Genomic DNA, 22,924 nt, shown 5'->3' with positions numbered 1-22,924 from the left:
CGGTTGCCAGGCCTGTTGCGCTTAGCCGCCGGTCTTGTCCCGGCCGTCAGTACGGGTAGCGGAGCCGGTAGCCTGACCACCGTTTTTGCCCATTTCGAGTATCCAGTCTTTTCGTTTAAGTTCAAAGTTGGTCCCAAGGTACATACTTCTAACTTTTTCATCTTCAGCAAGTTCTTCAGCCGTTCCGTGCTTATAGATCTTTCCTTCGATGAGTAAATAGGCTCTGTCGCAAATCGAGAGTGTCTCATTTACGTTATGGTCGGTAATTAAAATTCCGATGTTTTTATATTTGAGTTTGGCGACCACTGCCTGAATATCTTCGACCGCAATAGGGTCCACGCCGGCAAAAGGTTCATCAAGCAGAATAAATTTGGGGTCGACCGCCAGTGCTCTGGCGATCTCTGTACGGCGCCTTTCGCCACCGCTCAGACTGTCTCCGTTATTTTTGCGCACATGGTGGAGACTGAATTCATCGAGGAGGTCCTCCAGCTTTGCCTCCCTTTCAGCCTTGCTGAGCTTGGTCATTTCCAGTACAGCCATAATATTATCCTCCACACTGAGTTTGCGGAATACAGAAGCTTCCTGAGGTAAATAGCCAATGCCCATCTGCGCCCGTTTATACATAGGCAGTTTTGTAATCTCCTGATCATTAAGGAATACTGTGCCTTCATCTGGCTTGATCAGACCTACCACCATATAAAAAGAGGTGGTCTTGCCGGCTCCGTTAGGACCCAGCAGCCCGACAATTTCCCCCTGCGTTACCTGAACAGAAACCTGATTAACGACGGTTCTGCTGCGGTAAGATTTGACCAGATTCTTTGTATATATCGTAATACTCAAGGGGACAATATTTAAAATCAATAATAAAAGGTAGGCAAATATAATCAACCTAAAGCTATCGTATAACAATTTGCGGGATTAACCGTATCAGGCAAGGAAATTTAGGAATTGTTTAATGACGGAAACACTGTAATCATCTACTTATACACATTGCTATATATAATATATGAATAAAACTCCGAAAAATGATCTTGAAAAATGCCGTTTTATACTTCTGAATGATATTATTTAAAAAAGGCCTATAATACTATTTTTTCTATATTTACGATAGGTTGTAAGTTTCAAATGCTGAATACCAGCATCTTTGCAAAAGAATATTATATAAATATTGATAAAAAATATATATTGCAAACATAAAATTGTATTGAAAAAACGGCATAAATTTGTTTTCATAATACAGATATAAAATAAAGTAATTTAAATCTTTTCTCATGAAAACAAGTTTTGATTTTAAAAAATGGGCACCGTTCTCTGTTCTTGCCGTGGTGGCTCTGCTCTCATTGTTTGTCCCGGAAACCTCCCTTTTTGATGGAACGGGCGTGTATAATTCTGCCGACATCGCCTGGATTCTGGTGGCTACTGCGCTTGTTTTTTTGATGACACCGGGTCTTGCCTTTTTTTATGGCGGGATGGTAAACCGTAAAAATATTTTGTCTACCATGATCAAAAGTGTGGTGGCAGCCGGCGTGGTAGGCGTACTTTGGATCGTTGTCGGATTCAGTCTTGCTTTTGGCGACTCCCTGGGAGGCGTGATCGGAAATCCTACAACATTTCTGTTTTTTAATCATGTCAGCTCCGGCGCGCCCTGGGCAGGTGCCCCTACCATTCCGCTGATGTTGTTCGCACTTTTTCAACTGATGTTTGCGATCATCACGCCGGGCCTGGTCGTCGGTGCTGTTGCCGAAAGGATCCGCTTTACGGCCTATATTCTGTTTATCGTACTGTTTAGTTTGCTGGTATATGCGCCGCTGGCCCACTGGTGCTGGAATCCCGATGGTTTTTTGGCCAAAATGGGCGTACTGGATTTTGCCGGTGGAACCGTAGTACATATCTCTGCAGGTTGCGCGGCGCTCGCAGGCGCTATTGTGCTTAAACGCAGAAAGGCGCATTTGGAAAATATCGAAACAGCACCGGCGAATATCCCTTATGTGCTGATCGGGACCAGTCTGCTGTGGTTCGGTTGGTTTGGATTTAATGCAGGTTCTGCGCTGGGGGCAAATGGCCTGGCTGTCTCTGCCTTCGCTACTACCAATACCGCTGCCGCTGCTGCGGGCCTTTCCTGGATGTTCTTTGATGTGCTGAAAGGAAAAAAACCGTCTGTGCTCGGATTTTGTATCGGTGCTGTGGTCGGACTGGTGGCCATTACACCCGGTGCGGGTTTTGTCTCCATTGCAAGCTCGATTTTTATCGGTGTACTTTCTGCCGTGATCTCCAATATTGCCGTATACTATAAGACAAAGTCCACGCTGGATGATGTTCTGGATGTCTTTCCCTGTCATGGCATCGGTGGCATCGTTGGTATGCTGCTGACCGGTGTATTTGCTTCTAAGGCGATTAATCCGGCAGGAACCGATGGCCTGTTTTTCGGCAACGCTTCATTTTTCCTGACACAGCTTACCGGTATGGCTATAGTCGTTGTCTTTAGTTTCGGGATGTCTTACGGCATTTTCAAGTTTATTAATTTCATATTGCCACTGCGTGTAAGTGAAGAGGAGGAGGAGTTAGGCCTGGATGCCAGCCAGCATGACGAAAAATATCTGGATCCACCGGCCCATGCATCCTACACCTATGAGCAGGAGGTTTTCTCTGCATAGATGGCGCCCTGGCCGGTGGCGGGCAAAATAGTTTTCTTCGTACCAATAATCACATGGGGCCTTTTCTACTTGGACGTGAAAAGGCCCTTGTTCATATAAGGTATTCAGTTTTGAAATACCCAGATGGCTATATGAATCGATCTCATCATTAAACTAATATCATATGAAACTTAAAAGTTGGCTTCTTGGGAGTATTATGTTGTACTCAGGTTGGGTTTCCGCTCAGGATAGCACTGGCGAGAAGGAATCTGGCCATTTATCCGTTCACGGAAACGTAGACCTTTATTACAAAAATGTGTTTCATGGCCTGCAGGGGCCGACCACTAGTTTTACCGGCAAAAACCGGGGCTTTGAGCTGGGAATGGCCAGCCTGCAGCTGGCCTATCAGTATAAAAAAACAGGTGTCGTGGTAGATCTGGGGTTTGGCCCAAGGGCCCGGGATTTTGCCTATACAGATGAGGGTATTATGGCCGCGGTCAAACAAGCTTATGTTTATTATGAGCCCATCCAGGGGTTAAAGTTTTCTGCAGGATCCTGGGCCACGCATATTGGCTATGAACTGCTGGATCCTGCTTTAAACGCTAATTATAGCATGTCCTATTTATTTTCTACCGGTCCCTTTTCCAATACGGGTGTCAAAGTTGAATACGTGAAAGGTAGCCATCATTTAATGGCTGGTATCAGTAATCCTACAGATTATCGACACGTGCCGGATTCAGTATTGAATAATAAGACGATCATTGCCCGCTATAGCTATGAAAAAGAAAACGGACTGGTGCTGGCCTTAAATTATTCCGGAGGCAAACAGGTGGATACCGCCAATGTGCAGCAACTGGATGCAGTCCTGTCCCTGCCGGTTTCTTCCGCTATCAGTCTGGGATGGAATGGATCTATTGTTTTCAGAAAAAAGAAAGTCTCTGAGGCGTCAGACAACGGCAACGACTGGCGACATTGGTGGGGACAGGCTGTTTACCTGAAGGCGCAGTTGAACGCCAAGCTGCAGCTGGCTGTTCGGGAAGAATATTTTACGGATAAGGATGCCATCAGCGTAATTCCTCTGGGCGGGAATGTCTGGTCCAGTACCGCGACACTGAGTTACAGGGAAGGGCCGTTTACTTTTATGCCGGAACTCAGGTGGGATCATTTCTCTCATCCTTATGGCGGAAATGCGCATCAGGGACAGGTCTCTGGGCTGATGGCGGTAACTTATCAGTTTTAGACAAGATTTTTACTGAGTGATCATATAAGCAAAAGGCTGCATGTCCCGAAAGGTTCATGCAGCCTTTTATTTATATTTTACCGGATCGCCTCAGGCCATCACCTTCAGGATATTTTTGATCTTATTGGCTTTGAAGATCAACTCCTGAGGTTCCTGACTGAGAATGGTCACGTGCCCCATTTTACGACCGGGTTTGGTCATTGTTTTTCCGTAGAGATGCACAAATACGTTATCCATTTTCAACACTTCGTCCAATCCTTCATATTTTGCCTCACCCTGGTAACCGGGAGCGCCCAGAATGTTGACAATGGAGGAAGGGATAATGGGAGCAGTATTACCCAGCGGTAGCTGCATAAGTATCCTGAGCAGCATATGATATTGGCTGCAATAATTAGCTTCAATGGTATGGTGCCCGCTGTTATGCACCCTCGGAGCCGTTTCATTGACCCAGACATTGCCGGTGCGGTCGATAAAAAGTTCTACTGCAAATAAACCGGGGCTATTTAGTTTTTCCACGACTTTCTGAGCCATCGCTTCGGCCTTCCAGAGAACTTGCTTGTCAATGCGGGCCGGAGATAGCTGAAAATCCAGCAGGTTGAGCTTTTGATCAAACAGCATTTCCACCGCGGGGAAAAGGGTGAGTTCGCCCTGGTCGTTCTTGGCGACGGTGATGGCGATCTCTTTTTCAATCTCCACCATCGTTTCCAGTACAGCAGGCTGGTCAAAGGCTTTATCCAGATCTTCCTCTTTCCTTAAGACCTCTACACCTCTGCCATCATAACCGCCTTCTCCCAGCTTATGCACGGCTGGTAAGAGATCTTTTCTGGATCTGACTTCCGCCTGACTGTTGGTGATGATAAAGGAAGGGGACGGGATTTCATGGTCTTTATAAAAGGTTTTTTGAAGGATCTTGTTTTTAATGGTACGGATGGCGGCGGGTTTTGGATAGACACGCACCCCTTCCTTTTCCAGTGCGTCCAGGGCATCAACATTGACGGATTCTATTTCAATGGTCAGGGCGTCCAGGCCTTTGCCAAAGTTATATACGTCGTCGAAATTTCTGATGTCTCCCTGAACAAAATGATGGCATAAATGCGCTGCCGGACATCCGGGGTCATTTTCAAGAACATAAGTGTCCACTACAAAATCTGCGGCTGCCTGTAATAACATACGTCCCAGTTGTCCGCCTCCGAGGATTCCAATTTTTTGCATATAGATATTTAAGATGACCTGTTTACCCAATCCGATAATGATAAAGAAGAGGTATAAGGGAGCGCCAAAATTACGGATTTGAAATCGAATAACGCTCGAAGTGTTCAGATTATACGGGCTGAAGTTGATGATTGCTTATTTTAATTGGTACTCAGGGGTTTAGTTTTGCTGAATTTAAACGCAAAGTGGCCTTGAATCGGTGTTTTTTGAAAGATTTTATGCATTTTTGCAAACAGTAACTCCTCAAAATTTAAGTTAAGTCTATTCTATGGCAGCTATATACCAGAGATTTATCGAGCAGAAGCAGGCGGGCAAAAAAGCTTTCGCCGTGCTGATTGATCCGGATAAAATGAATGATTCTGATATTGATCCGATTGTGGAACAGGCACTCGCTGCAGGGGTTGATTATTTTTTTGTAGGCGGGAGCCTCGTGGTGGTCAATACCGTAGATCAGAATATACAGCGGATCAAGTCTAAATGTGATATCCCGGTTATCCTTTTCCCCGGCTCTCCTTCTCAGGTATCTAAGTATGCGGACGCGCTGTTTTATCTTTCACTGATCTCCGGCCGGAATCCGGAATTGCTGATCGGCCAGCATGTGATCAGTGCGCCGATGGTCCGCAGCAGCGGGCTGGAAGTAATGCCTACAGGCTATATGGTTATTGACGGGGGTGCCCCTACTTCTGTTTCCTATATTGCCAATACGGCGCCCATACCGGCAGATAAGAGTGATATCGCTTTATGCACGGCAATGGCGGGAGAAATGCTGGGGCTGAAACTGATCTATATGGATGCCGGCAGTGGTGCCAGAAATCCGATTGAGGAAAAGATGATTCAGCGGGTGTCGGGCAGTATCTCGGTTCCCCTGATCGTCGGTGGAGGTATCAAAACACCTGAAAAGGCAGCGGCTAATTGTAGGGCCGGCGCCGACGTTGTCGTTGTCGGAAATGCTATTGAAAAGGACCTCAGTTTAATGAAAGAGATCAGCGGGGCAGTACACGCCCTCTAATCCTTTAGAGGCTGTCAAAAAGGGCCGGTAAGCGTACCTGGAAAACGCTTCATGCATCGGCTGGTTGCGGCTGGCTATCCGCCCGTCTATGTACCTATTTTTTGATTGAATATACTTCTTCGTTTACAATGGTCTTTAACCGTTTACCGGTTAAGCCTAAAAGCATATTTTCTGCGGCCAGCTGCGCCATCCGATGGCGAGTGTTGACCGTGGCAGAGCCTATGTGGGGCAGTACCGCGACGGTTGCCATCTGCAAAAGCGGGTTGTCTGGCTGCATGGGCTCCGGATCGGTGACATCTAGTCCCGCACCCCAGATTTCAGCTTTCTGCAGGGCCTGAATCAGGGCTGGCTCATCGACGACCTTCCCACGGGCCGTGTTGATAAGAATGGATGAATTTTTCATCTTTTTGAAGACGGCTGCATTGAAAACCCGGGTGGTTTCAGGCGTTAGTGCGCAATGTATGGAAAGAACATCGCTTCTGTGCAGCAATTCATCAAAAGATACAAACTGTGCGTTTAGGGTTTTATCCGCCTTTGGATTGCGGGATCTATTGTGATAGATGACCTCCATGTTGAAGGCTGCTCTGCACAGTTTTCCCATCACGAGTCCAATTTTTCCCAGACCGAATATGCCGAGGGTTTTTCCCTGTAAATCTACCCCTAGATTAGTGATAAAGCTGTCATTGTGCCACTTGTCCTCCATAATTCTTCTGTAATTGTAAAATGCTTTTCTGGCTACATTTTGCATCAACAAAAAAGCGGTCTCGGCTGTTGCATCATTAAGCACATCGGGGGTATTACTGACAGGGATGCCGGCCATGGTGGCAGCGTGCAGGTCTATGTTATCATAGCCAACGGAGAGTAAAGATATTACCTGTATGTTTCTTTGTATTGCATGTATGATCTCAGCATCAATTTTTGCACCTAGAACAAACAGACCGGTATACTTACCACTGGTGACTATTTTGGTCAATTCGTTTTTGGTAATAGGCGTTTGATTTGTCCATTCGTCTACGACTATATTGTTGGCGGACAAAAACGCTTTGGCATTATCTGGAATAACTTTCGTTGCAAAAACTTTCATACGGGTGTTACTGATCTTTTGTAATATGTGTGATCTATTGGGATACCCCAACCCAGAACAGCGCTGTCTGATCGGATTCCACTTGTCACTGGTCGGGCAGTCACATTAATATGGTTATTTGACGGCTACAGGTCTCCCAATTGTGGCCTGAGAATGATGTCTTCCACCACTGCCTGGACAGAGAGATGTGCCGCCTGATAGATCATCTTGGCGACATCGTCGACCTGCATGATCCGGTTAGGATCGATATCCAGACCATCCCAGCTGCTGGAAAGTGTGGCACCGGGATAGATGCCTGTTACTTTGATGCCCAGTGGCTTTAACTCTTCTCTGAGATTTTTGGTAAACCCTGATAATGCATATTTGCTGATGCTATAGCTGCCACCGTTGGCGTAGGCCTGGATACTGGCGATGGAACAGAGGTTAAATACATGCCCCTTTTTGCGCTCGATCATTGGGGGCAATAAGGCTCTTGTCAAATGGTAGGCACTCATCAGATTGACCTGCAACATTTTTCCCAGTTGGCCCTCAGGCTCATTATAACAACTTCCTGGCTCATAAATACCTGCATTGTTGATGAGTAGATCCACCGCCTGGCCGGATCTAAGGATCAGGTCCGCAAAAGCACTGATCTGGCTGTTATCCAGCAAATCACATACAAAAGTGGTGACCGTATGTTGCTGCAAGTGGTCTTTTATGATTGATTGTAGCGTTGCCAGCTCAGTTTCTTTTCTTGCGCAGAGAAAAAAATGATGTGGTGTTGATTCTTTCGCAAATATCTCTGCCACAGCCTTTCCGATGCCCCTTGTTGCGCCTGTTATGACGATTTGCATATAGTAAGTTTTATGTCCTAAGCTTCAAAAGTAGTTTTATTTTTGGGAACCAAAAAACGAGTTATGGAGACAGAAAAAGTTACTAATGCGTGGATATCAGTTCCTGGAATTTACGGCTGAGAATATCAGCACATTCGTTTGCAATCGTTATAATCATATTCATTCCGCGCTTTTTGCCGATCCGAATACTTTCTCCGAGATGAAGCATGTCCTCAATGGATGGGTTTCCCTTATAATTAACAGAAGTGGCATGTTCACCGTTGTAGCCATTACTTGATTTTGTCAGGTCATAAGCGGGTGATAAAGACCATTTCTCGTCTTTGTGAATAAAGCTGAAATTCTTTGCATGGTCATCCTTATTCTCAGTAAGGACATTAAAAACCATGCGCCGAAACATCTCATCAACAGCCTTAGGGTCTTGCGTAAGGTATCCTGTCAAGTGTAAGAGGTTTTTATAATCCATTTTAGGCTGTGCAATGGATTCTCCAAGCAGCGCACCGGCAGTTGCAATGTGAAGTCGTTTGCCGTTCTCAATATCAAATCTTTTTGTGGCAAAATATTTTCCCTCAATTAATTTGAAGTCAGGAACTATAATTCCGCAATTGCGTGCAATTTGATTATAACGAAATTCCATGCTGCCCATATTCTTAGGGTCGTAAGTATGCCTGAATTTAACGAGCCAGGAACCATCGCCGTCATGCAGCAGACATTTAGGCCTGCAACCGCCAGAATTTCCACTATTGAAATAAAGAATATCCTCATCCTGGTCAGATTTCTCAGATAGAACGTCTAATGCGATTTTTTGGAGATTATCTAATGCAGGCAACGTCTTCTCTGCACCAATATGGGTCTCCGGGATATAACATAACGCGCCCATGCCAGAAGTGCCTATGATACTTAACCGTTGCAATGGATCAAGATTGCTATCATCTATTCCCTGTTTTTTTAATAGCCGATTGAGTAAATAGCGCCCATATCCATCTGGAAGACTATCTTCAAAAATGCCAAAATTACCCCAGAATGGTTCCGGCTTGGCTATAAACAAATCCGTTGCCAGGGGAAGCTCCAATGGAGATATGGAAAACCCGTTGGCGATCCATAGTTTATCATATTGGAAAACACATAGTCGTTTAGTGGGGTCCATCATGAGTGTGCCTACTTTGTGGTCATGATAAGTGACGGTCAATTTATTTATTGGGCGTAATTCTGCCATTTTTCCTATTCTTATTTTTGTTAATCAATTCTAGTTCTTCCATTGTCTGGTAAATAGGCTCCGATAGCAGATTTCGTATCATCTTTGTGTATCCAAGGGCTTTTGCAAGTTTCACAAAGGATTCTAATGAGATCATATGATGGATCTCAAATTTGGAAATCGTCGAAGCAGATACGCCACTGGTCATTGATAATGCATTGCGAGACAGACCTTTTTCCAATCGGCGCTTTTTTAGATTACCTGCTAGTATCAATAACAATTCCTCAGGAGAATCTGTATCAAAATTATAGATAATTTGCATATTATTGTATATAAAATGTCTAAAAATTCTTGTTTTTGTATACTATAGTATGCAATAAATTTAAATAAGTTTAATCGATTTAAATGTTAAAATACTGAAAAATAAGGTTGTGAAAGAAAATCAATAATATGCTCTTGGGACAATATGCACGATGCTATATAACCTGATTTTGTATGGCGAAGGTGGACGCAGCGGATTTGGATATGCATTTTGACTTTCGTTGATCCAGGTATTTCTGCTTTAAGTTGATGTTGTTTGGGAAAGGAGATTTTGATTTTTTATAAGATCAGAACTTGAACAAAAGATTATTACTTGTTTATCAAATTCACAATTGGCATTTTAGCTGATCTGTTTCTTTGCTTGAGACCACAGATAAAAAATGACGCGATGTCGATTCTTTCTCAAACATATGTGTTACAATTGTTTAGATGCAGTTTGTTGCACTTGTTTCGATGATGCTATATACAAAAAATTAAAATGTCTTAAACTTCAACAGTACTTTTTTAATTTTGACAACCAAAAAACCGATTATGGACGATCAGAAAAAGACAGTAGCTAAAAGAATTATTCAGTATTTTTTCCAGGGTGTGATTGTTATTGCGCCTATAGCGGTCACTATTTACTTTGTGTTCTGGCTCTTTACAGCAGTCGACAGCATACTGCCCAATATATTTGGGACCGTAGTGCCTGGTGAAGAGGGGACCCGTCATATACCCGGATTAGGTATTCTGATGATGGTGATTATTATGATCCTGATCGGATGGGCTTCTTCTTCTTTCGTGATCAGCCATCTCATTGACCTTTTAGGCTCTGCACTGGAAAAAACGCCTGGTGTCAAACTCATTTATTCTTCTGTAAAGGACTTCCTGAAAGCTTTTTCCGGCAGCAAAAAGAAGTTTGACAAGCCGGTACTGGTCAATGTAGACAATACTGATGTCTGGCGTATGGGCTTTATTACTCAAAGCGACGCCAGTCAGTTTGACCTGGTTGAACATGTGGTGGTATATGTACCCTTTTCCTATGCGATATCCGGCATGACTTTTTTTGTACCTAAGTCCAGTATTCGTACGGTTAATGATAAAATTTCTTCAGCGGAAGCCATGAAATTCGTGATATCTGGCGGGGTAACAGAAATGGATAAATCCGACGCATAGTAGCCTGAAAAAAGAGTATATCGGCTTTACTGTGCGGGGAATTGTAATCTAAAACTGGTGCCTTCATCCGGAGTGGATTTTACCTGAATGTTGCCTTTGTGCAAGAGCATGATCTGCTTACAGAGGCTCAGGCCAATGCCGCTTCCGGACTTTTTGGTGGAGAAAAACGGAATGAATATTCTTTCCATGATCTGCTCATCCATACCTTTCCCGCTATCCTTGACTTTTAGTATGGTTTGCCCGTCCTGGTTTTTCTCTCCGGCGATAGTGACCCGTTTTGCAGGGCTTTCCCTGACCGCATCGATCGCATTGAGTAATAGATTGATCATAACCTGTTCCAGCAGTTGCCGGTCTGCCTGCATTTTCAGGTTGGGGTTTTTAAGTATCAGTTCGAGGCTGATGGCCTTGCTGGTCATGCCGGGCTGCATAAGTGAGGCGAGGTTTTCAAATAGGTCTCTTACGTAAAACTCACTGAGATTGATCTGTCCGATTTTATTGAGGTTCCGATAAGAGGTTGAGAAGCGCATCAGGCCATCGCTTCTGGAGCGGATGGTTTGCATGCCGTCCTGCAGGTCTTTAAAATCTGATTCAGATATCTTGTGATTATCTAACTGGCCCAGCCGGTCCTGAAGGGTATTGGCCAGGGAGGAGATCGGCGCAATAGAGTTCATAATTTCATGGGTCAGCACTCTTAATAGTTTATTCCAGGCCTCTGTTTCCGTTACGTCCAGTGCTTCTTCCACATTCTGCAAGGCAATAAGTTTCATTTGCTGTTCATTGGTTATGAAGTTATTGGAAGTAAGCAGTAATTTGTGTGGCCGGTGCAATATGTCGACTTTGATAATGCTCTGTGCGCCTGGGCTTATTTTATAAAACGCTTCATTTAAAACGGGTAATTGCCTTTCGAGTCGCTTTAGATTCTTCAGGCCTGGCACACCTATCAGGTTTTTCATCTGGTTGTTGATCCAGATAACTTCTCCTGTGCCGGGTTCAAATGCCAGTATGGCTGTATCTACCAGTTCCAGCACATTTTGAAGATATTGGTATTGGAGTTCCTTTTCATTGCTGAGCCGCTTATACCCAGTGACGATCTCATTAAAGCCTCTTCTAAAGAACTTGAGATGGGAAGGGGCTCTTTTAATGGAAAAATGCTGTGAAAAGTCTCTGTAATGTAGTGCCTGTACGAAGTCATTGAAGTCATGCAGGATGTCTCTGAATAAAGAGACCATTCTGTATACCAGCACAAGAAAGAGAAAGAGCGCAATGACTGCGCCATAGGGCATGCCTTTCAGATAACACCAGACGGCCGCGGCGGCGGCTGAGCCGGCCAGCAGGAGCTGTAGTAAGATCCGAAGGCAGATTTTTACCATATTGGATTGTAATTGAAGAACAATGCGTCGTGATAACAGGTGGGCGGATAGCTATGCTGTAAATAATTTAAATATCATATTTACTGATCCTGCGATAAAGGGCAGCCCTTGTAATGCCCAGCTCCTTGGCTGCCTTTGAAATATTACCCTCATGCCGGGAAATTGCATTTAAAATGGCCGTTTTCTCCACATGGCCCAGATTGATCGATTTATCTGCAGGAGCCTGTTCTTCCACGTGCTCAATAGGGGAAAATAAGATATCTTCTGCCTCTATTGATTCGTGTTCGGTCATGATAATCGCTCTTTCTATCGCATATTGCAATTCGCGGACGTTGCCAGGATAAGTGTATTTATTCAGCTTCTTATAGGCTTCCCTGGTAAATGTAAGTGCCGGCTTTCCGTATTTCTGCGCATAGACCTTGGCATAATGTTCGGCGATCAGCGGGATATCCTCTCTGCGTTCTCTTAATGGGGGGATCGTGATCTCTACGGTATTAATACGATAGATCAGGTCCCTGCGAAATTTGGATTCATCACCCAGAACGCTCAGCGGTACATTTGTAGCGCAGATGAGCCGGATATCTACCTGAACTTTGTCATTGGTGCCCAAAGGGGTAACGTATCTGTTTTGCAGGGCAGTCAACAGTCTGGATTGCTGGGCCAGCGTAATATTACCGATCTCATCCATAAACAGGGTACCTCTGTCGGCTGCCTGGAACCGGCCGATACGGTCTTCTCTGGCGTCGGTGAAGGCGCCTTTTTTGTGGCCGAACAGTTCACTTTCAAAAAGGCTTTCTGTGAGTGCACCCACATCCACTTTGACATACGGGTGTCTGGTTCGAAGAGACTGTTCATGAATGGTCTGTGCGATTAAATCTTTGCCCGTCCCGTTTTCGCCTAAAATCAGAATATTGGCATCAGTGGGCGCAATTTTCTCAATTTTCCTAAATACGTCTCTCATGGAGGGGCTCTCCCCGATAATGCCGGCAGGGCTGGCCTGAGCGGTCTGGCTATTGTTGTTTTTCTGATAATTGCTTTTGACCGTTTCCAGCAGTTTCTGATTCTGCCAGGGTTTAACCATAAAATCCTGCGCACCCAGTTTCAGGGAATTAACAGCCAGGTCAATATCTGCATAGGCAGTGATCATGACTACCGGAAGACCGGGATATAGTTTTTTGACTTTCTGGAGCCAGAATAGTCCCTCATTACCGGTATTGACTTTGGATTTGAAGTTCATGTCCAGAAAAAGCAGATCCACCTGACTGTCTTTTAATAAAGAAAGCAGATTCTCTGGATTTTTTTCGGTAATTACCTCTTTTACTTCTGTTTTTAATAGCAGCCGCACGGCGGTAAGCACATCTAAATCGTCGTCGACAATTGCAATTGTGGCATTTTTTAAGGCCATGATTCTCGATAGATTATTTGGATAAAGGAACGAATAATTTTTTACAATTCAGAGGCAGCTGCCAAGGCAAATAACTGGCATACGCACAATTGTCCGGTTTTAAAAAGCAACTGTATCAAAAGCGGACAGTTAAGAAAAACTGATATTTTCGTAATTAGTTGATAAGCAGTGTATTAATGGTTTGGCACAAGCTTTATATATTCTTTGAAAATTTTAATGAATGAAAAAACTGGTTATTATAGTGTGCGTGACGTTTGGATTTTCAGGGATATGCCTGGGCCAGTCAGACCGAGTGGATGCCAAGGATACGACTCAGGTGGAGTATCTTACCCTGGAAGACTGCGTAAGCCAGGCACTGGAAAATAATCTGGATATCAAGACGGCGGATATGGATGCAGATATTGCGGCCATTTATCATAGGCAGGCCAAGGCCTCACAGCTGCCTTCGGTGAGTGCCAATATTGACCATGGATTAAACAGTGGCCGATCCATTAACCCTTCTGATAATAGCTATATTTCGCAAAGCTTTACTTCTGCTAATTATAATCTCAGCGCTTCACTCAGCCTGTGGAATGGTTTTAAGGTGCGTAATTATATCCGCAAGACAAAGCTGGATGAAGAGGCCGGTAAGTGGGATGCACAGCAACAAAAAGATGCGATTACCATTGAAGTGATTGCGGCTTATCTTGAGGTATTGAATCAGCAGGAGCTGCTTAATAACTACTATAAACAATTACTCTCTACTGAAGTGCAGTATAACCGGTTGGATACCTTAAATCAAAGCGGCGCGGCTTCTCCTGCGGATCTCTATGATCTAAAAGGTCAACTTAGTAGTAGTGAGCTTGCCGTTATTGATCAGAAAAATCTGATTAAGACCGCGAAAATCACCTTGTTTCAATTAATGAACCGGCCGCTTAATATGGATATCGTATTGAAGGAGCCGGCGGCCATGGATCAGAAGACGGCCGATGAAAAATCTATTGACGGTATCTACCGGAGTGCATTGTCTTATCTGCCATCTGTTAAGTCCGCTGAACTAAAATATAAGAGTTCCATTAAGAATGTGGCAGTAGAAAAGGCGGATTATTATCCTTCCCTTTCACTGAATGGCGGTATCGGAACCGCTTTTTCCAGTGCGGCGACCCGTTCGGTGGCCGGAGCCCCTATTACAGAGGAAAACGGCAACTATGTGATCAGTGGTACGGATAAGTTGCCGGTTTATTCCAGTTCGACGCCGATGAGTTATCATGATATCCCCTATTGGGACCAGTTGAAGAACAATTACGGAACAAATGTCAACGTCACTTTGAATATCCCGTTATTCAATAAGTTGCAATCCAAAACGGATGTTAAGGTAGCTAAATTACAGCAGGACCTCGCCAAGGTGCAGTTAAATACAGCACAGACACAACTTAAAAATACGATTGGCAGAGCTTATTTTGATCAGCAGACTGCATTGGAATCCTGGTTGAAGCAACAAGATCAGGTGGCGGCCTATAAAGAATACTTCCGGATTTCTGAAGTAAAGTTCAACGCCGGCGCCATCAATTCTGCCGAATACCTGATTGCCAAAACCAAATTGAATCAGGCGGAAAATAGCCTGGTAGCAGCTAAGTACAACTATATTTTTAAAACGAAAATACTCAGTTATTACGAAGGAGCACTTTCTCTGTAATAATCTAACTTAATTATTTAAAACCAACAGCAGTGGATAGAGCAATAGAACAGAAAACCTGGACCCGGAAAAAGATTTTTACCATTATAGGTATTGTTGCCTTAGTGGCTTTAATAGCGGCCAGCATTTATTATGCCAGTGGCGGATCCAGGTTAAACGTGGATAAGGAACGTATCACGATCAGCGAGGTGACCGAAGGGCAGTTTAAGAATTATATTCCTGTCAATGGGGTGGTCATGCCGATTGCGACCATTTATCTGGATGCCATGGAGGGGGGCAGAGTAGAAGAGCGTTATGTAGAGGATGGTGCCATGATGAAAAAAGGAGAACCTATCCTGCGCCTTTCCAATCCGGATCTGATGATGAGCCTGGTTGAACAGCAAAACAACGTATATAATACTTTGATGCAGGTACAGATTGCCCAAAACGGCGCACGCCAGACATCTGTCAGCAATCTGAATCAGCTGGCAGACGTGCAGAGCCTGCTGCAGGAGGCAAAGCGGGTATATGACCTGAATAAAAAATTATATAGCCAGAAAGCAATTGGATCTCAGGAATTTCAAAAATCAAAGATCAGTTATGATTATCTGGTTAAAAAACTGGAGCTGCAAAAGACGCTGCTCCAACAGGATTCCACAGATAAAGTGCAGCAACTGGCCCAGCAAAATAAGCTGTATTCCGGGGCGAATAAGGCATTTTCTCTGATGCAGCAAAAGGTAGGTGACCTGATTGTCCGCGCACCGGTAGATGGCCAATTGACTTCTCTGGACGCAGAAGTCGGCCAAAATAAAAATAAAGGCGAGCGGCTGGGGCAAATTGATGTGATCAGCGATTACAAAGTACGGGTGGATGTGGATGAACATTACATCAATAATGTTTTTCCGGGACTTACCGGTACAGCGGTAATCGGAAATGATACCCTGCATCTGAATGTCAAAAAAGTATATCCTTCCGTAACCAATGGACGCTTTCAGGTGGATATGGCCTTTGAGGATAAAGCACCCAAAACGATTCACCGGGGGCAGAGCCTGCAGATCATGTTGACACTTAGCGATGATAGAAAGGCACTCCTGGTGCCCAGAGGCGGTTTCTTCCAGAAAACCGGCGGCAATTGGATCTATAAGTTGAGTAAAGACGGTTCAACTGCCTTTAAAGTGGATATCCAGATCGGCGGCCAGAATCCGGACTATTATGAAGTGCTGAAAGGATTACAGCCTGGAGACAAAGTCGTTACCAGTAGCTATGATAATTTTGGAGATAATGAAACCTTGGTCATTAATTAATAAAGCAGTATTCATACACAACAATTAAAATCTTTCGGCTATGTTTAAGCGTTTTTTGATTACCACCTGGCGCAACTTTAATAAAAACAGGGCTTTCAGTCTGCTCAATGTGATCGGACTGGCGATTGGCATCGCGTGTGCGGGCATTATCTTGCTGTGGGTAGAATTTTATACTACGTTTAATCATTCAGTTAAGGATCTGGACAGGATTTATCAGATGAAAGATGTCCAGGTATACGGGAAGGCCACATATACATTTCCTGTCACACCTTTTGGAATCAGAGAAGAATTGCAACAAAACTTTCCGGAAGTGGAATCTGTGGTCCGGTATACCGATGCATCGGTAAATGTGACGCTGGGGGATCTGAATTTTGCCGAGGCCGGTGCTTATGCGGATCCTGAGTTTCTTAAAATGTTCAGTTATAATGTGATCAGAGGCAGCGCGGAAGGTGCGCTCAACGGCCCTGACGGGGTGGCCATTGCATCCAGTGTGGCAAGCGCCTATTTTGGCAGCGTGGATGTCATTGGTAAAACGCTGCAAATTGATAAGCAGCCTTATCAGATAAAGGCCGTTTTTAATGATCCGCCGGATAATATGCAGTTCGCTGATATCGAGGTTCTGTTGCCCTATTCAGTTTACTATAATGCCCATAAAGATTGGGATAACTGGGGTACCAATACAACAGGAGCCTGGGTGTTGCTTAAGCCGGGAATGAATGTTGATCAGGTTAATAGGAAAATGGCAGGTGTTGCAAAGAAGCATATGCCTGAGACCAGTGATACCTATTTTATTTATCCCATGGAGAGACTGGCGCTGCACGGCAATTTGAATGGCACCAGGGAAATGCCGGGTGGCCAGATAAAAACAGTCAGGATGTTTACCTTGATTGCGTTTATCATTCTTTTGATTGCCTGTATTAATTTTATGAACCTGTCCACAGCCAGAAGTGAAAAGAGGGCCCGTGAAATAGGCTTGCGCAAAGTGATGGGTTCATCCAGAGCAAATCTGGTCGCGAGGTTACTTTCGGAAGCCATCCTGATGTCTTTTGCAGCGTTGTTTTTAGCTGTCTTGCTGATGGTGTTGGCTCTTCCGCTTTTTAATGGGCTGATTGGCCTCCATCTCGGTCTCAATTTTCTGAGCCCAAAACATATAGTCTTTCTGGTTTCCCTTGGATTATTCACTGGGGTGATGGCAGGTCTCTATCCCGCGTTTTACCTGTCTTCTTTCAATCCGATCGCAGCATTGAAGGGGAATAGCCCAAAGGCCGGCGGAGCCGGCTTTATTAGAAAACTTTTGGTGGTCCTGCAGTTTTCTATTTCTGCGATAATTATCATCGCCATATTTGTGATTTATCATCAGATCCAGCATATGCGCAATAGGGATCTAGGTTATAGTAAGGATAATATACTTTATCTGACAGCCTCGGATAAAATGATGGAATCCTTTCCTTCTCTGAAACAGTCGCTGCTGTCCACTGGAAAGGTCTCCACTGTCTCCCTTGGTTCCTCTAATCCTTTAGAGATTTATAATAATGGAGGTGGTTTTCAGTGGAATGGTAAGGAAGAAAATCAGGAAGTGCTGATCAGTTTTGTCCGGACTGACAACCAATATCTGAATACTTTTGGTATTGCATTGGAGGCTGGACGGCAGTTTAACAAAGAGCCGGCTGTCGACAGCAATTCTGTCATTATCAATGAGGCGCTGGCAAAAATAATGGGTAAGGAAGGACATGTCGGAGGAAAGCTTTATAGGAATGGCGACAGTCCCAGGACCATTATCGGGATTACGAAAAACTTTGTTTTCAATAATGTCTCCGAAATGATGCCTAAACCCCTTATTTTCTTTAATTATCCCAGCCTGACCGGCTCCATCTTCCTGCGCCTTAAAGACAGTCGGGACCTAAGTGGCACCCTGGCCGCACTAAAATCTGTTTTTGCCAAAGTTGATGCGGCCCAGGCTTTTGATTATCATTTTTTGGATAAGACTTTTGAAACCAAGTTTAAGCGGCAGCGTTTTACCGGCACCCTGGCCATTATATTTGGTGGGCTGGCTATTATTATCTCCTGCCTGGGCTTATTTGGACTGTCAGCATTTATGGCAGAGCAGAGAACCAGAGAGATCGGTATCAGGAAAGTATTGGGAGCTTCCGTCAACTCTGTAGTAAGAATGCTGACCAGAAACTTTGTTATGATGGTGCTGTTATCTTGCGTCATCGCGTTTCCGGTCGCTTATTATCTTATGAGCCGCTGGCTTATGGATTTTGATTACCGGATTTCGATTCACTGGTATGTATTTGCAGTGACAGCTATTGCGGTTCTCGTCATTGCTTTTGCAACGGTCGGTTATCAGGCCATTAAAGCCGGCAGACTTAACCCTGTTAAGGCCATCCGTTCTGAATAGCGTAAATTTAATTAAATGAATCACAAATAAAATATTGGAAATGAAAAAGAAAATTTTAGCCATCGCTGTCCTGACATTTTTACTGGCAGGTGCATGTATTCAGGCCAGCCATGATTCGGGTGAAGATCATGTATCTGTCGGTTCAGCCCTTTTACAGGATAACTTTCGCTCTGTCCTTAAAAAGAGTTTTGACGCAAGTGCCATTAAATCAATGAACATCAGCACCGTGAGCGCCGATGTTGAAGTAAGGGGTGATGCCGCGGGAAAGGCTACTGTTGAGGTATTCGCAAAGGGCTCCAATAATAAATCCCTTTCTGCATCAGAGATCCAGCAGCGACTGGATAAGTATTACCGTATTATTACCGAGCTCAATGGAAGTGAGTTACTCGTGAAAGTCGAATTCAAAACAAAGCATATCGAAAATAATGAGGGACTTTCATTAAAGTTTGTTTTACATACCCCTGCAAACGCAGATGCGGCCATTAAGACAGTCAGCGGTGATGTGGAACTCAGCCGGGCGGCCGGTGCAAATATCGGTACCGTAAGCGGTGATATTGAAGTGGGCACTTTAAGCGGTGATGCAACAGCTTCCAGTGTCTCCGGAGACATTGAACTGCAATCAGCAAGTGGCAGCTTTTCTGCCGGAACCACTTCGGGTAACATTGAGGCAGGCACAGTAGGGGCTGTAATGGAGGCCAAGTCCGTCAGCGGAGATATCAGGATCGCCGCCGGGAAACTCGGACAGAACGTTCATATGAAAACTGTTTCAGGTGATATAAAGTTGAGTATTAAAGATAAGGCGGGCCTGGATTTAAGGCTTAAGACGCTTAGCGGAGATCTCGATATCAGCCAATTAAGCGCTGTTTCTTACGAAACAAAAACTAAACGTACCGTGGTCGCCAAGGTGAACGGCGGTGGGAAAAACTTAAACATTGAGACAGTTAGTGGGGATGTCCAAATAACGCATAATTAATCTAATTCAATCAAAAATATCTGATCATGATTAAAATAACAGATTTAGAAAAGGTGTATAGGACCGATCTGATAGAGACGGTCGCCATTAATAAAATGTCCTTTGAAGTAAGGCAGGGAGAGTTTGTAGCCATTATGGGCCCCTCAGGCTGTGGCAAATCCACGCTTTTGAATATCCTGGGCCTGCTGGACGATTGTGATGGCGGAAGTTTTATTTTTAATGGCCAGGAGATCGCGCATTTTAATGAGCAGAAAAGGGCTATGCTCCGCAAGAAGAACATCGGATTTGTTTTCCAGAGTTTTAACCTGATTGATGAACTGACCGTCTACGAAAATGTTGAGCTGCCTTTGATCTACAATAACATAAAGCCCTCTGACAGAAAGGTAATGGTAGAGGAAACACTGGAGAAGATGCAGATTATGCACCGTAAAAATCACTTCCCGCAGCAGTTATCCGGTGGCCAGCAACAGCGTGTGGCTGTTGCAAGGGCTGTGGTGAATAAACCGAAGCTGATCCTGGCGGATGAGCCTACCGGTAACCTGGATTCTCATAACGGGAATGAAGTAATGGACATGCTGACCTCATTAAATGAAGCCGGTACGACTATTATCATGGTAACACACAGTGAGCATGATGCTAAATTCAGTCATCGCATTATTCGGATGCTGGATGGGGAAAAGATCACAGAAAATATTCTCAGAGAATTAGATTATATCCCTGCTGTAGATATGTAACCGGTACCTTTTTTTATGGGCTGATTAATACAGACAAAGATGTTAAAAAATTATCTGAAGACTGCCTGGCGTAGTCTGAAAAAAAATAAGTTGTTTTCCGGCCTGAACATATTCGGTCTGGCCATAGGTATGGCAGGGGCGATCTTAATTGCGATCCTGCTCCAGCATATGATGAGTTATGACCGGTTTTATAAGGACGAAGATCAGTTGTTTGTGATCAGCAACCGGGATCACTACAGCGGAGAATTAAAGGCCTGGAAATGGACGCCAAAAGTATTGGGTTCGACGTTAAAAGGGGAGCTTCCTGAAGTTGAAGCCTGGACCAGATTTGATGACAACAATTCTTTCTTGTTTACGGTGGGTAATCAGAGGATCCAGAATAATCAAGGTTCCTATGTTGATCCTGATTTTTTTAAAATGTTCAGTTTTCCGATGGAAAGTGGCGGACCCAACAAGGATTGGGATGCCGGTAAGGGAATTATTGTTTCCGCCGGCCTGGCCAAGGCACTGTTCGGTACAAAGGATGCCGTGGGCAAGTCAATAAAACTCGATACGTCCAGTTATGTAAAAGTATCCGGCGTTATGGAGGATATGCCGACCAACACGGGCTTTAAATCTGACTATTTTTTAAGCTGGGAATACGCACGTCAGCTGGGCCGGGTCGATAGCAGCTGGGGCAATAATTCGGTGCATACCTATATTAAGCTGTCAAAAGGCGTCAACCTGACAGCATTTAATGACAAGATCAGAAATTTCCCTCATGAGCATAGAGAAAATATTACAACGCAGATATTTGCCGAGCCCTTAAGCCGGGACTATTTATATAATAAGGATGAAAATGGCCAGTATGTAACTGGCAGGATCGTGGTGGTGCGATGCCTTGCGGTTATCGGTATCTTACTGTTACTGATTGCCTGTATTAATTTTATGAACCTCAGCACTGCCCAAAGTGAACGCAGGGCCAGAGAAGTAGGGGTAAAGAAGGTAATCGGGGCGACAAGGACACGGCTTGTGCTGCAGTTTTTGGTAGAGAGCGTGCTGCTTTCTTTATTTGCCTTTGTAATTGCCATTGGCATTGTCCTTTTATTACTGCCTGCATTTAGCAACCTTGTCGAAGCGAAACTGACATGGCAGTTTGGCTGGGCTGGCTGGCTGATTGCGGTCGCTGTCATGGTCATTACCGGTCTTATTGCCGGAAGTTATCCTGCGTTCTATTTGTCTTCTTTTATGCCGGTAAAGGTATTGAAAGGCACATTTAACAGGGGGCGCGGCCGTTTCAATCCGAGATCCGTTTTGGTCGTGCTGCAGTTTACGGTGGCCATTATTTTGATTTTAACAACGATCATGATCACCGCGGATACCCGGTATGTACAAAACAGGGATACTGGCTATGATCAGGATGGCTTGGTATTTACATCTATTCGGGGGCATCTTGACAAAAATTATGTCCCTTTACGCAATGCTTTATTAAAAAGCGGCGCGGTTACCTCTGTTTCAAGAAATATGTCTCCCATTACCCAAAGATTTAGTGATGGCTGGGGGATGACCTGGCCAGGATCCACCGAAGATGATCAGAAGACTGATTTTGTTCGCTTTGGCACGGACGCAGATATGGTTAAAACCATGAGGATGCGACTGATAAAGGGACGAGATATTGATGTCTATAAATATCCCGCTGACAGCACAGCAATGATCTTAACTGAATCAGCCGTTAAAACCATGCGATTAAAACAGCCGATCGGCGCACTCGTCGGTGACAACGGGCGGCAATGGACTGTAGTAGGTGTGATCAGCGATTTTATTATTGAGCAACCCTTTGATAAGATTGAGCCCATGGTGATCGAAGGCCCATTGTCCTTCTATTCCACCATCCATTACCGCTTAAATCCGGCACATCCGGTAGAGGAGAACCTGTCGGCCATCAAAAAGATATTCGACCAGTTCAATCCTGATTACACATTTGACTATCATTTTGCGGATGATACCTATGCCGATAAGTTTAAGGAATATCAAAAGTTTGGCCAGCTGTCGCTGTTATTTGCGGGACTAACGATCTTTATTTCCTGTCTCGGGTTATTTGGTCTGATCACTTATATGGCGGAGACCAGAACTAAAGAAATAGGTGTTCGTAAAGTACTTGGGGCGTCTGTGACGGGCATCATTGGGCTGCTATCGAAGGGATTTGTCAGGTTAATCATTATTTCATTCGTTATCGCGGTGCCAATCGCCTATTACATTATGAACAGGTGGCTGTCCGGTTCGGTCTATAGTATAGGCATTCAATGGTGGTGGTTCGTTATCACGATTATTGTTGCGATTATGATTGCGTTTTTGACGGTAAGCTTTCAGGCATTGAAAGCCGCAAAGGCGAATCCTGTACAGAGTTTGAAAACGGAATGATAAA

Annotated in this window: 18 protein-coding genes; 10 read left to right on the top strand and 8 right to left on the bottom strand. The window is 44.4% G+C overall.

What is annotated here, in order from left to right:
• Positions 1 to 21: 21 nt before the first annotated feature.
• Positions 22 to 840 (bottom strand): LPS export ABC transporter ATP-binding protein, encoded by an 819-nt coding sequence (lptB, locus tag K9M52_RS07510; RefSeq protein ID WP_224071440.1) that lies wholly within the window; start codon positions 838 to 840, stop codon positions 22 to 24.
• Between the two features lie 431 nt (positions 841 to 1,271).
• On the opposite strand from lptB, the gene K9M52_RS07505 reads away from it, so the two are divergent.
• Together K9M52_RS07505 and K9M52_RS07500 are read left to right on the top strand one after the other, a co-directional pair.
• Positions 1,272 to 2,654, top strand: coding sequence for an ammonium transporter (locus K9M52_RS07505; protein ID WP_224071439.1), 1,383 nt, complete (start codon positions 1,272 to 1,274; stop codon positions 2,652 to 2,654).
• A gap of 163 nt (positions 2,655 to 2,817) precedes the next feature.
• Positions 2,818 to 3,873 (top strand): outer membrane beta-barrel protein, encoded by a 1,056-nt coding sequence (locus tag K9M52_RS07500; RefSeq protein ID WP_224071438.1) that lies wholly within the window; start codon positions 2,818 to 2,820, stop codon positions 3,871 to 3,873.
• Positions 3,874 to 3,963: 90 nt separating this feature from the next.
• On the opposite strand, the gene K9M52_RS07495 is transcribed toward K9M52_RS07500, so the two are convergent.
• Positions 3,964 to 5,085 carry a 5-(carboxyamino)imidazole ribonucleotide synthase gene (locus K9M52_RS07495; protein ID WP_224071437.1) on the bottom strand — a complete coding sequence of 374 codons (1,122 nt, stop codon included), beginning with the start codon at positions 5,083 to 5,085 and terminating at the stop codon, positions 3,964 to 3,966.
• Positions 5,086 to 5,353: 268 nt separating this feature from the next.
• Here K9M52_RS07495 and K9M52_RS07490 point away from each other — a divergent pair, with 268 nt between their 5' ends.
• Positions 5,354 to 6,094, top strand: a complete 741-nt coding sequence (locus K9M52_RS07490; protein WP_224071436.1) for a geranylgeranylglyceryl/heptaprenylglyceryl phosphate synthase — start codon at positions 5,354 to 5,356, stop codon at positions 6,092 to 6,094.
• 94 nt (positions 6,095 to 6,188) lie between these two features.
• Here K9M52_RS07490 and K9M52_RS07485 read toward each other — a convergent pair whose 3' ends face one another.
• The 4 genes from K9M52_RS07485 to K9M52_RS07470 all read right to left on the bottom strand — a co-directional run bounded on the left by K9M52_RS07485 (position 6,189) and on the right by K9M52_RS07470 (position 9,525).
• On the bottom strand, positions 6,189 to 7,178 hold the full coding sequence (locus K9M52_RS07485) for a 2-hydroxyacid dehydrogenase (RefSeq protein ID WP_224071435.1): 990 nt from the start codon (positions 7,176 to 7,178) through the stop codon (positions 6,189 to 6,191).
• 125 nt (positions 7,179 to 7,303) lie between these two features.
• Positions 7,304 to 8,011, bottom strand: a complete 708-nt coding sequence (locus K9M52_RS07480; protein WP_224071434.1) for an SDR family oxidoreductase — start codon at positions 8,009 to 8,011, stop codon at positions 7,304 to 7,306.
• A gap of 82 nt (positions 8,012 to 8,093) precedes the next feature.
• On the bottom strand, positions 8,094 to 9,224 hold the full coding sequence (locus K9M52_RS07475) for a type II toxin-antitoxin system HipA family toxin (RefSeq protein WP_224071433.1): 1,131 nt from the start codon (positions 9,222 to 9,224) through the stop codon (positions 8,094 to 8,096).
• Entirely contained in the window at positions 9,199 to 9,525 is a 327-nt protein-coding gene (locus K9M52_RS07470; RefSeq protein WP_224071432.1) for a helix-turn-helix domain-containing protein, read from the bottom strand. Before K9M52_RS07470 ends, K9M52_RS07475 begins: the two co-directional genes overlap by 26 nt.
• A gap of 530 nt (positions 9,526 to 10,055) precedes the next feature.
• Between K9M52_RS07470 and K9M52_RS07465 the strand changes: the two genes are divergently transcribed.
• Positions 10,056 to 10,679 carry a DUF502 domain-containing protein gene (locus K9M52_RS07465; protein WP_224071431.1) on the top strand — a complete coding sequence of 208 codons (624 nt, stop codon included), beginning with the start codon at positions 10,056 to 10,058 and terminating at the stop codon, positions 10,677 to 10,679.
• Positions 10,680 to 10,705: 26 nt separating this feature from the next.
• On the opposite strand, the gene K9M52_RS07460 is transcribed toward K9M52_RS07465, so the two are convergent.
• Positions 10,706 to 12,049 (bottom strand): sensor histidine kinase, encoded by a 1,344-nt coding sequence (locus tag K9M52_RS07460; protein WP_224071430.1) that lies wholly within the window; start codon positions 12,047 to 12,049, stop codon positions 10,706 to 10,708.
• Between the two features lie 67 nt (positions 12,050 to 12,116).
• Complete coding sequence (locus K9M52_RS07455; protein ID WP_224071429.1) at positions 12,117 to 13,454, bottom strand: sigma-54-dependent transcriptional regulator; 1,338 nt, start codon at positions 13,452 to 13,454, stop codon at positions 12,117 to 12,119.
• A gap of 220 nt (positions 13,455 to 13,674) precedes the next feature.
• Between K9M52_RS07455 and K9M52_RS07450 the strand changes: the two genes are divergently transcribed.
• From K9M52_RS07450 to K9M52_RS07425, 6 genes are read left to right on the top strand one after another with little or no spacing between them, the layout of a single operon-like run.
• A complete protein-coding gene (locus K9M52_RS07450) occupies positions 13,675 to 15,129 on the top strand; it encodes a TolC family protein (protein WP_224071428.1) in 1,455 nt (484 codons plus the stop codon).
• A gap of 32 nt (positions 15,130 to 15,161) precedes the next feature.
• A complete protein-coding gene (locus tag K9M52_RS07445; RefSeq protein WP_224071427.1) occupies positions 15,162 to 16,412 on the top strand; it encodes an efflux RND transporter periplasmic adaptor subunit in 1,251 nt (416 codons plus the stop codon).
• Positions 16,413 to 16,452: 40 nt separating this feature from the next.
• A complete protein-coding gene (locus K9M52_RS07440) occupies positions 16,453 to 18,813 on the top strand; it encodes an ABC transporter permease (protein ID WP_224071426.1) in 2,361 nt (786 codons plus the stop codon).
• Positions 18,814 to 18,853: 40 nt separating this feature from the next.
• Entirely contained in the window at positions 18,854 to 19,786 is a 933-nt protein-coding gene (locus K9M52_RS07435; protein ID WP_224071425.1) for a DUF4097 family beta strand repeat-containing protein, read from the top strand.
• Positions 19,787 to 19,812: 26 nt separating this feature from the next.
• A complete protein-coding gene (locus K9M52_RS07430) occupies positions 19,813 to 20,520 on the top strand; it encodes an ABC transporter ATP-binding protein (protein ID WP_224071424.1) in 708 nt (235 codons plus the stop codon).
• Between the two features lie 39 nt (positions 20,521 to 20,559).
• A complete protein-coding gene (locus tag K9M52_RS07425; protein ID WP_224071423.1) occupies positions 20,560 to 22,920 on the top strand; it encodes an ABC transporter permease in 2,361 nt (786 codons plus the stop codon).
• Positions 22,921 to 22,924 lie beyond the last annotated feature (4 nt).

Source organism: Arachidicoccus terrestris (assembly GCF_020042345.1).
Taxonomy (GTDB): domain Bacteria; phylum Bacteroidota; class Bacteroidia; order Chitinophagales; family Chitinophagaceae; genus Arachidicoccus; species Arachidicoccus terrestris.
Note: the sequence above shows the minus strand (reverse complement) of the source record. Positions and strands in the feature narration are given on the sequence as shown.

What these genes read in the sequence shown, in the direction of transcription:
- K9M52_RS07425 (WP_224071423.1), top strand. Translation starts at nt 20,560, where the DNA reads ATGTTAAAAAATTATCTGAAGACTGCCTGGCGTAGTCTGAAAAAAAAT.
- K9M52_RS07470 (WP_224071432.1), bottom strand. Translation starts at nt 9,525, where the DNA reads ATGCAAATTATCTATAATTTTGATACAGATTCTCCTGAGGAATTGTTA.
- K9M52_RS07505 (WP_224071439.1), top strand. Translation starts at nt 1,272, where the DNA reads ATGAAAACAAGTTTTGATTTTAAAAAATGGGCACCGTTCTCTGTTCTT.
- K9M52_RS07460 (WP_224071430.1), bottom strand. Translation starts at nt 12,049, where the DNA reads ATGGTAAAAATCTGCCTTCGGATCTTACTACAGCTCCTGCTGGCCGGC.
- K9M52_RS07440 (WP_224071426.1), top strand. Translation starts at nt 16,453, where the DNA reads ATGTTTAAGCGTTTTTTGATTACCACCTGGCGCAACTTTAATAAAAAC.
- K9M52_RS07495 (WP_224071437.1), bottom strand. Translation starts at nt 5,085, where the DNA reads ATGCAAAAAATTGGAATCCTCGGAGGCGGACAACTGGGACGTATGTTA.
- K9M52_RS07430 (WP_224071424.1), top strand. Translation starts at nt 19,813, where the DNA reads ATGATTAAAATAACAGATTTAGAAAAGGTGTATAGGACCGATCTGATA.
- K9M52_RS07455 (WP_224071429.1), bottom strand. Translation starts at nt 13,454, where the DNA reads ATGGCCTTAAAAAATGCCACAATTGCAATTGTCGACGACGATTTAGAT.
- K9M52_RS07485 (WP_224071435.1), bottom strand. Translation starts at nt 7,178, where the DNA reads ATGAAAGTTTTTGCAACGAAAGTTATTCCAGATAATGCCAAAGCGTTT.
- K9M52_RS07500 (WP_224071438.1), top strand. Translation starts at nt 2,818, where the DNA reads ATGAAACTTAAAAGTTGGCTTCTTGGGAGTATTATGTTGTACTCAGGT.
- K9M52_RS07480 (WP_224071434.1), bottom strand. Translation starts at nt 8,011, where the DNA reads ATGCAAATCGTCATAACAGGCGCAACAAGGGGCATCGGAAAGGCTGTG.
- K9M52_RS07465 (WP_224071431.1), top strand. Translation starts at nt 10,056, where the DNA reads ATGGACGATCAGAAAAAGACAGTAGCTAAAAGAATTATTCAGTATTTT.
- K9M52_RS07475 (WP_224071433.1), bottom strand. Translation starts at nt 9,224, where the DNA reads ATGGCAGAATTACGCCCAATAAATAAATTGACCGTCACTTATCATGAC.
- K9M52_RS07435 (WP_224071425.1), top strand. Translation starts at nt 18,854, where the DNA reads ATGAAAAAGAAAATTTTAGCCATCGCTGTCCTGACATTTTTACTGGCA.
- K9M52_RS07450 (WP_224071428.1), top strand. Translation starts at nt 13,675, where the DNA reads ATGAAAAAACTGGTTATTATAGTGTGCGTGACGTTTGGATTTTCAGGG.
- K9M52_RS07490 (WP_224071436.1), top strand. Translation starts at nt 5,354, where the DNA reads ATGGCAGCTATATACCAGAGATTTATCGAGCAGAAGCAGGCGGGCAAA.